The organism is Candidatus Zixiibacteriota bacterium (assembly GCA_040753875.1).
GTDB lineage: Bacteria > Zixibacteria > MSB-5A5 > GN15 > FEB-12 > DATKJY01.
This window is the reverse complement of the sequence record JBFMDV010000002.1, coordinates 110,727-119,551: the sequence shown is the minus strand read 5'-3', so window position 1 is coordinate 119,551 and position 8,825 is coordinate 110,727. Positions and strand designations below refer to the sequence as shown.

The 8,825-nt window shown below is 56.1% G+C and carries 5 protein-coding genes; all 5 read right to left on the bottom strand.

Translation table 11 applies throughout. The features are described 5' to 3' along the window. Positions 1-313: 313 nt before the first annotated feature. The 5 genes from AB1644_01145 to AB1644_01125 all read right to left on the bottom strand — a co-directional run bounded on the left by AB1644_01145 (position 314) and on the right by AB1644_01125 (position 8,705). Entirely contained in the window at positions 314-1,243 is a 930-nt protein-coding gene (locus AB1644_01145) for a J domain-containing protein (GenBank protein ID MEW6049659.1), read from the bottom strand. A 649-nt stretch (positions 1,244-1,892) separates the two neighbouring features. Beyond that, on the bottom strand, positions 1,893-2,327 hold the full coding sequence (locus tag AB1644_01140) for an Hsp20/alpha crystallin family protein (GenBank protein ID MEW6049658.1): 435 nt from the start codon (positions 2,325-2,327) through the stop codon (positions 1,893-1,895). A 222-nt stretch (positions 2,328-2,549) separates the two neighbouring features. Beyond that, positions 2,550-4,769 carry a HEAT repeat domain-containing protein gene (locus AB1644_01135; protein MEW6049657.1) on the bottom strand — a complete coding sequence of 740 codons (2,220 nt, stop codon included), beginning with the start codon at positions 4,767-4,769 and terminating at the stop codon, positions 2,550-2,552. After that, on the bottom strand, positions 4,741-5,901 hold the full coding sequence (locus tag AB1644_01130; protein ID MEW6049656.1) for a PQQ-binding-like beta-propeller repeat protein: 1,161 nt from the start codon (positions 5,899-5,901) through the stop codon (positions 4,741-4,743). Before AB1644_01130 ends, AB1644_01135 begins: the two co-directional genes overlap by 29 nt. Then, positions 5,901-8,705, bottom strand: a complete 2,805-nt coding sequence (locus AB1644_01125) for a hypothetical protein (protein ID MEW6049655.1) — start codon at positions 8,703-8,705, stop codon at positions 5,901-5,903. The genes AB1644_01130 and AB1644_01125 overlap by 1 nt, the downstream gene beginning before the upstream one ends. Positions 8,706-8,825 lie beyond the last annotated feature (120 nt).

The following is an 8,825-nucleotide window of genomic DNA, read 5'->3' as shown; positions in this document are numbered from 1 at the left end:
GAAACTCTGCTTGTGCAAATCAACGCCAACATAGACATTACTCATGGCCGCGTCTCCTCTCCTTACGGTTGGTTTGAGTTACCCGTAAGGTACTGTAGACGTCGGCCTTTTCATAAAGTCAATCTCGATATTCGTGTTGAAATTACTAACCAGATTCACAGGGGTACTCCACCGCCGTCGGCCTGAGCGAAGTCGAAGGCTTGCTGTGCGATCCATACATGTTTCGCATGACCTTAGGCGACCCACAGCAAGTTGCGGCGCACCCAACGGTCATCTTTTTGTCCGCGCCCACACAACCCTTCTTCAAGCTGTCCTACTTCTCCCATTCCTCCATCATCTTCCTCTGCTTCTCCGACAATCGCTTCGGAATCGTCACCTTCACTTCTACGTACAAATCCCCCTGGTCGCCACCGACGGCAAGGCCTTGGCCTTTCAGACGCATGAGCGTGCCGGGCTGTGTGCCCGGCGGGATAGTCAGGGAGACGCTTTTCGTGAGAGTTGAGATAGTTTTCTTGCAGCCGAGGATCGCCTCGGTGAATGGGATCTCCACCAAGGTGTAGATGTCGTTCCCTTTGCGGCTAAACACAGGATCTGCCATAACCCTCACCGTAATCAGTATATCACCGTTCGGGCCACCATACAAGCCCGGTTCCCCCTGTCCGGTCAGGCGGATTCGTCCGCCATCTTCGATACCGGCAGGAATTCTCACCTTCAATCGTTCGCGGCCACGCCCGCGAGAGAGAAGCCGTTCGGCGCCGCTAATTGCTTCCCAGAAAGATACGCTCAATTCGGTTTCGACATCGCGTCCCTTGCGAGGCTGGTTCTCCTGAGATCGCCCCATGTTGAAGTCAAACCTGCTGCCGGTCGGGCCGCCCGCGCGGCCGCCGAACAATGAGTCGAGCAATTCGCCGAGATCATCGATATTGTCAAACCCTTCGACATGCACGCGCGTGCTGCCATTGCCGCCGAATTGTGACCAGTCGAATCCGTGGTCGGCGGAGGCGTACGGTCCAGCATTGGCGAAGGCGCCATACTTGAGCATCTGGTCGTATTCGGTCTTCTTCTTCGGGTCGGACAGGGTGTCGTACGCCTCAGAGAGCTCTTTGAATGTCGCTTCGGCGGTTTTGTCTCCTTTGTTTCGGTCCGGGTGATATTTCTTGGCCAGTTTGCGGAACTGCTTCTTGATTTCATCCGGTGAAGCGGTCTCGCTCACGCCGAGTATGTCGTAATAGGTTTTGGCCATTTCATGTCACCACCTTTGGTCCATTTGACTGCGTTCGCCCTTCGACTCCGCTCAGGGCGTCACGCCGCACGTGCGTCAGGTCACACGCTCGGAAGCCTCGCGCAGGACCAGACGCAACGGGCATTGCAGCGTTTCTTCTGTGTCGGGTTTCTCGGTCGAAGCGATCTCGGAACCCGACCTACCACGCCTTCACCCGCCGCAAGCCTTCGTCTTCGCTCAGGGCGGCACACGGGGCATGCGTCAGGTCACACACTCGGAAGCCTCGCGCAGGACCTGACGCAACCAGTGAATCGTGAATGGTAGTCCATTGCTCCAGCTGCGGCATTCCTTCGTCGGTTCGAGCGAAGACGAGAACCATTCCGAGCCATTCCGGCACACACCACACTTCGCGTCTCGACTCCGCTCGACGCGACGACACTCTCCTCTTAGTTGCGCACAGTCCCCAGAACGACAGTTCAGTCATTGCGAGGCGCTTCGCCGAAGTCAATCTCGTTCTGTGGCCACGACGGGGATCCGAGATTGCTTCGCCGCCGCGAATCGCGTCGTCTCGCAATGACTCACACGTCCGTACACCTCGCAAACCAGAAAGGCTGGTCGTTACCGACCAGCCTTCCACCTCGATCAACCCAATGCACTCTGTTCGGTGCGCTTACGAGACTTTGATCTCGACCTCTTTCGGCTTCACTTCCTCAAGCTTGGCGAGCTTGACCTCGAGCATCCCGTTCTTGTAGTCAGCCGAGACGCTGTCGGATTTCACCGTATCGGGCAGCGTGAAGGTGCGGCAGAACTTGCCGGAACGGATTTCGGTTCGGATGGAGTTTTCGTCCTTCTGCTCTTCGCGGAAATTCCGCTCGCCTGAGACCACCAGGTTGCCGTCGGTGACGACTACCTTGATGTCCTTCTTGTCCAAGCCGGGCAGCTCGAAAGTCAAACGGATGTCATCCTTGGTCTCTTTGATGTTGACGCGCGGCGCGAAGTCGGCATCGACATCATGCCGGAACGCCGGGACATTGAAAAAGTCGTTGAACATGCGGTCAACCTCGCGGGTCCATCCGTTAAACGGTCTCACCATCAAGCTGGTCATTGTACATACCTCCTCTTTCTGATTTCTGTTTTCGTTTCTCACACCCTGAGGTAATACAACGGTCGTGCCAAGTTATGTAATGCATTGATTGACAATAGATTAACAAAATGGCTGAACGTCATCACGAAATCATCGTGCCATATTGGCACTTAACTGGCAGGAAATGGCAGAACATAAATGCCTTCTTGACATCTAAGTGTCAGGAAGGCAGGGGTGGCGCGATTATTTTCGGTTGAGAACTTCGGCAATCGCCCGGTTGACCGGGGAGTTCTTGAAAAATAGCTTCTGGGCAGCAGAAAGGCTCGCCTGGTACTTCCGGATCTTCTCGATCGCCTCAGACCCCATTGCACCCAACGCCTTCACCACAGCGACGCGGAGGTCCTCCTTGGAGACTTTGCCGGCCGAGAGAGTAGTAAGGGCGTTTTCGTCCTCTAATAGCTGGCTCAGGTAGTTCTTGGCCTCTGGACCGCCAAGCTTGCCCATCACCGAGACGGCACGGATCGCCTCGGAGGAGTTCCGACGGGCAACATCGATAAGCAGCGGGACGGTGTCGGCACTGCCAATGACACCGACGGCGCTGATGGCGCTCTCACGAATTTCCCGCGCCTCGTCTTCGGCCATCAGGACAAGCAGGTCGACCGCTTCGTCCCCACCGATTTTTTCGAGCGCACTGACGATTTCGCGCCTGACACGGATGTCGTGGTCGCTGATCCTGAGCCGGAGTGGAATCACACCCTCAGGGTCTTTGAGCGAACCGAGGACGAAAATGGAATTGCGGATGGTGTACCATTTGGCATCGGGGAGCTCGAACCGTTCGGCATCCCGCTCAAACCAGGAATCATCGACGATTATCCGCGAGAAAATCTTGAGAGAGGCTTTCCCAAGCTCGGCCAGCACCTTGAGGGATTGCTGCCGGACCTGCCTGACCGGATGGGCGATGATCTGCGAGAGTGCCAGAGCAACCTCTTCGCTGCCGATCGCCACCAGAATCTGTTTGATGGCGCCGGCCTTGTCATGCTCTCCGGCAATCAGTTCGTTGATCAGTCGCTCGATGACGTCGGAGCGATTCAGCATCTCAAATGCCTTTTTCACCGCCATGGAATCATAGACCGTGACTTCGCGGTCGAAATGCCGCCGGGCGGCCATGGCCGCGGCGATCCGCGCCAGCCAATCGTACCGTTTCTCGGCGAGAGATTTCTGGCTCAATTTCCAGATCAATTCGGAATACTCGTAGGTTTCGCGCTTGTGCGCCAGATGGTCTACCATGGTAGCGATGGCTGTCTCCAGTATGGCGGCATCGGTGAGTAGGTTGAGCTCGTCGATAGAGGCCGCGAGCAGGCCCAGCGCTTTCTGCCGAAATGACGGATTGGCGTCACGCAGCAGGCCGAGAAGGTGCAGGGTAACTTCCTCCGCCTTCGCCCGCTGGCCGGTCTTGAGAAGCCGGCGGAAAGCATCGCAGAACTCGTTGATATCATAATGACTGTGACTGGGGCAAAACAACTCGTCGAGCACGGCATCCATTCGGCTCAAGGTGCTCACCTTGATGGCGCCGGTACGGCTGGTGTCATCTGACACCTGCTTGCGCGGACGGGCGCTGGAGCGGATGGAGGCGTCATCGAGATTGGCGATGATCTTCTCGCGGTCCGGGTGCAGTTCCACCAACTTAAACAGCGACATGTATTGGTCAACGTTTGCCTTGTAATCCGTACGCTCTGTCCCACCGGTGTTTATGCTTGTCGCCAACTGCTCCAGCGCGGCGCGGATCGATGCGTATGGGATCGAAGTCACTCTCTCCGGGATCAGGTATTTCACGATCGGTCGGTCGAAGTCGATTCCCAGTTCCAACAGACTCCCTTCATCCGCCTCGTTGAACTTTGCCAGGGGAACCGGATCGGTGCCGAGAGCGTCGAGCACCAGGCGTTTGACGGAGAAATCGTCGTCAACATCGCCACGGTACTGGCGCTGTGTTTCAAATATGCGAAAGGCGGTTTCGGAGTTGACCTCGACGGACGTAACGCCGCGATGGGACAGATAGTCCATCATCAGATATTCCGGGTCCTCCTGGCGCATCCGCCGTACAAACCGCTCCATGAAATGGGTAAAATCCCCGAGGGTCATGCTGCGCTCGAACAGGAGCGCAGTGAGGTCGAGAATCTGCATGTACTGGAGAATCTGCGTGGTGAACACTGATTCCTTGAGCGCAATATTACACACGTATAGCTGGCCACGCAGCGTGTGGATGTTGATGTATTTGCGGAAGCTGAAGATACGGTTCAGCACCAGGTACGGTTTTTCAATAGCCGCCAGTCCCAGCGGATGCCCCGAGCTATAGATGGAGAGCTTGCGGCAGGCCATGGACATCTCAAGCACGGCGGCGTGCGCCAGTTCGTTGATGCTCGTCCGAAGCCGAGCTTCAGTGATGACTTTGGGAGAGTTGGTCATTGCTTTCTCCAAAACAGACTATTCGTCCCGACTGCGTCGCCACCAAGATACGGCGACCGTCGCTCACCGGTCCGTATTGCACTGCGCCGGTCAGCTGTTGTTGCGATACCAGCGTACCATCTCCGAGTCGCAGCGACACCAGTTTCCCTCCCATCGTACCAGCCACAACATATTGCCCGACCACTATCGGCGAGCTCTTCACGACTTCCAGAGTACTGTATGTCCATATCTTCTCGCCGGTGTGACTGTCCAAGGCAACCAAGTCACCGCCGCTGTGTCCAATCACGACGCGGTCGCCGGCGACAGTCGGGCTGCCCCACATGGGACTGCCGACGTTGACACGCCAGACTATCGTGCCCGAATCCGGTGTCAGCGCCAGCAGATTGCCGAGAACATCGCCGACATAAAGCAATCCGGCGACAGCTACAGCGCCAGCACAGGGCCCATCAAGATGAGTGCGCCACACCTGGCGACCATCGGAGACCGCGAGCGCCATCAGGTCACCGCGGTCAGTCTGCTGGAAGATCAAGCTGTCGTTGGCCGACGCCTGTCCAAGCAGCCTGCCTTCGGTATCCACCTGCCAGTCCTTGTGGCCATTCTCGAGAGCCAGGGCGGTTACCCGGCCCGCCACGGAACTGATTATCAGGCGGTTACTTACTATTATCGACCCGGGAGCCGGGTCCTTTATGGGAAAGCTCCAGATGACTTTTCTCCGCCACAGGTCCAGTCCGAGAATTTTGTCCTGCGGAGGCATAACGCCGACAAAGGCTTGCGTACCGGTCATGACGACCCCGGTCTGAGGAACTCCTTTGATTCGTATCATCCCGAGATTCTCGCCCGTTTCTGTATCGAAAAATCGGACCCGCTTGCGGCTGCTGGCGTAGACCAACAGGCCATTCTGCACGGTCAGAGGTCCCGCCGGTTTGTCCCCCAGCCTGGCTTCCCATACTTTCTTCAATTCTCCGGAGAATGAGGCGGACTCCAGCGCGCCGCGTCCGTCGATCGTACCGCGCGGGAACTGCCACGCGGACGGACGAGCGAGCATCTCCTTCTTGAACCTGAATTGCGTAGAACAACCGGCCAGGAGTAGTCCGGCGACCATGCAGCTTATGACAAATCGTGATTGCGACATCAGAAATTCCACCCGAAGAAGAAATCAAAGTCGGTTGACGGGCTGATGGTCCGGTAGTCGGTCGTTCGTGAAAAATCAAATCGGAGGACGATGATATATCCCAGATTCACTCTGAAGCCGGCACCAAATGACCCGTAGAAACGGTCGAACTCATCGTCCCATGCTGCGCCGGTGTCATAAAACAGCGCCCCCCGGATCCCCTGGAACCCGAGACCGCCGAAAGGAAAACCGATGACGAGGGCATCGATGAGCGGGAAGCGCAACTCCGTCGAGGAAAAAAGGATGTTGCGGTTATAGAATGCGCGGCGGTCAAATCCACGGAACGACCAGCTCCCGCCAAGGTAAATGCGCTGAGGTTCAATGCCGCTTGAGGAATAGGCGAACAGCCGATTGGCGAAGGCGGAGTATTTGCCGAGACGGAAGTAGTGACGGATGTCACCAAACGCCAATCGATTGTACACTTTGCCTTCATTGAGCGACGTCGTCAGGCCGACGGTCAGGTTATAGCGCCGACCTTCAAGGGGACCGGTGACATCCCATAGCGAATTGTCGTATATCCAGCTCACGTAATTGGACAGCAACACCACCTCACGCGAGTTGAGACCGTAGCTGCGGTCCTTCTTTGAGTATCTGCCGAACGTCGTGAAATCAAAGCGCTGGAATTTTGACACCGGGTAGCTGAACAGACCGAGACCACCGGCCTGCCGCTCGAAATAGTAGCCATCGAAGTCGTTGTAGTACTCGTTGAACAGGTGAAACGCCCCGACCCCCCAATTGAGCTGCTTCTCCCGGTTAATGTAGGTAACGCCAAGATTGAATGACGACAGCAACTGGTCGTTGGTCCGCGCGGTATTGGTCAGGAGAAAGTGGAATGCCTTGTTCCCAAGGACGTCGGAAATGGCTGCCTGCAAACCGCCGATCGAGCCATAGATCGGATCGTAGGCGACTGATGACTGAGCGATGTCGAATGAATACTTGGCCTCATAGGAGATCGTTGCCTGGCTGGTTGTGGCGTCGATGCGCCGCGGCTGCCAGGGAACGCTGTCGGCAGTGGCCACCTGCGTCACCGACAGCGGCTCTTTAAGCAGCGGCATTTGGTATATCTGAAACATCTGATCCTGATAACCAGTGAAAACCAGAGCAGAATCGTTGTGCGTCGGCCGCGGATCGAAGGCGCCGGTAACATAGGTCGATTGGCGGCTCAGCGAACCGTCCGGTCTGAGGGCAAACAGGTTGTAGGTACCAAGGCGGTCGGACGAAAAGTATATGCCATCCGCCGTCACTTGTGCCGACTGGTCTCGGAAATGCCCGAAGGTAAGCTGACGAATGCTTCTGTCGGACAGGTCCAACTCGAAAAGATTGATCGCCCCGGTCATGCCACTTGAAGCCCGGTCAGACGAGAAAACCACTTTGGAGCCATCAGGCGTAAAGGCCGGATCGGCGTCGTAATAGATATCGCTGGTAAGAGTTCGATACGTCGAGGACTTGAGGTCCAGAACATACAGATCGGAGTAGCCGCTCTTTTTCATGCCGGAGAAGACCACCTGTCGGGCATCGGATGAGAACCGCGGCGAGAGCGCGGCAACCAGATCCTCAAACTGAAACTGTCCGATGATCTTCTCCCGGTTGAGATCGTAGAGATAAATAACATCCCGCTCTTTGGACTTGGATGAAAAGATTACCAGCCCGGAATCGTGGGCATCGATACCTGACCGAAGCAGGTAGAGTGATTCGAACCTGGCAGACCGTTCCCCTTTGACCAATGTCTTGACCGGTCCTTTGGCTTCTCCCGCAGGTTTCATGTAAATGCCGGTGTAGCCGAGACGATTAGCCTTGAAGATGATCCAGTCCTTGGCGCCGGTGCCATCATCCCAGTGAATCGGCACACCTTTCACCGCGTAGCCGTCGGCATTGACCTGTCGCGAGTCCATTTTCGGAAGGCCCAGATCCTGGATCTCGGGGAAGTACTTCCGCTTGAGCGCATAGTGCCATTTCTGGGACACTTGTCCGAGGTTATCGCCAAGCGTCAATTGCACGACATCGTCGAAATCCCGTCCTTTGGGCCAGTTGTCGAACAGAAGCACGAGCTTGTCCGGACCATAAGTGGAATCGATAAACTGGCAGATCGATTCCCCGATCTTATACATGAAATACGTGCCCTGAACGACATAGAGGTCGGAGATGGCCGGAAGCTGGCCGTCGATCACCAGATCCTTGAGGATCATGTCTGCTTCTGTGTCCCACTCCTTTGACCAGAACTCGGCCAGTCCCTCCGTGAACCACAGTGGCAAGTAGCCGTAGCGGATACGCGCCTGGCGACTGGTGACAGTTTCCATCTTGTCGAGCTGGAACACATGGACCATTTCATGCCGGATGACATGAACGAAATCGTAATATGAACCATGGAACGGGATGACCACCCGCCCTTTCAGGAATTCCGTGAACCCGCCCACAGATTCCGGCAGCAAGCCGGGGATGACATTGGTCTGGGAGAAATAGCTTGGAGACGAATAGATGATCAGCGGGATACGCCGCTTGACCTCGTGGTTGAACCGGGCGGACAGAAGATCATAGGCAGTTTCCGCTTCCTGGGCTGCGATACGGGCGATATCGGCCTCTTCCTTATAGAAATAGATATTGAAATGCTCGGTGGTCATCACCTGCCAGTCGAAACTGGTGTACTGGACCTTGTTCTTGCCGAAGTAGTACTGGGCACGGCACGGGATTGCGAATAATGCAAGCGCCATGGCAAGCAGGACTACCCGCAGAACCGCACGCCGAATATAGTGGGTGTTTGCCGTCATCAGTTCTCAGACCGGAGTTCGCCGCCAGTCACATGCATCCAATAAGACGAATGGCCGAATCAAACCCGTTAGCGGATATTGAAGGTGAGACCGACATTCGTCCAGTTCCCATACTTATCG

Excerpts from the sequence above, each read along its gene's own strand:
- AB1644_01145 (MEW6049659.1), bottom strand. The coding sequence starts at position 1,243 with ATGGCCAAAACCTATTACGACATACTCGGCGTGAGCGAGACCGCTTCA.
- AB1644_01140 (MEW6049658.1), bottom strand. The coding sequence starts at position 2,327 with ATGACCAGCTTGATGGTGAGACCGTTTAACGGATGGACCCGCGAGGTT.
- AB1644_01135 (MEW6049657.1), bottom strand. The coding sequence starts at position 4,769 with ATGACCAACTCTCCCAAAGTCATCACTGAAGCTCGGCTTCGGACGAGC.
- AB1644_01130 (MEW6049656.1), bottom strand. The coding sequence starts at position 5,901 with ATGTCGCAATCACGATTTGTCATAAGCTGCATGGTCGCCGGACTACTC.
- AB1644_01125 (MEW6049655.1), bottom strand. The coding sequence starts at position 8,705 with ATGACGGCAAACACCCACTATATTCGGCGTGCGGTTCTGCGGGTAGTC.